Below are 223 nucleotides of genomic sequence, written 5' to 3'. Positions count from 1 at the left end.
ACACGAGTTCAGCGATCTCCCTCTACCCCGTAACGCGCCGGACTTTGCCGAAGCCCGCGCCGCGTATTCACGCGCCCGCTGGATGGGGCCGGGGCGCGGTTGGGTTGATCCGGTTGCCGAGAAGAAGGGCGTTATCCTCGGCCTTGATGCCGGCATTTCGACCATGGAGCAGGAGGTGGCTGAAAGCATGGGGGCGGACTGGGAGGAGATTGTGGATCAGCGC

Annotated in this window: 1 pseudogene; it reads left to right on the top strand. The window is 64.6% G+C overall.

Annotation, left to right across the window (positions count from 1 at the left end):
* Positions 1–223, top strand: a pseudogene (locus tag DEO48_RS05370) (phage portal protein); the annotation flags it as partial.

It is taken from the genome of Enterobacter sp. CGMCC 5087, from assembly GCF_003144775.1.
Lineage (GTDB): Bacteria > Pseudomonadota > Gammaproteobacteria > Enterobacterales > Enterobacteriaceae > Enterobacter > Enterobacter cloacae_M.
Note: the sequence above shows the minus strand (reverse complement) of the source record. Positions and strands in the feature narration are given on the sequence as shown.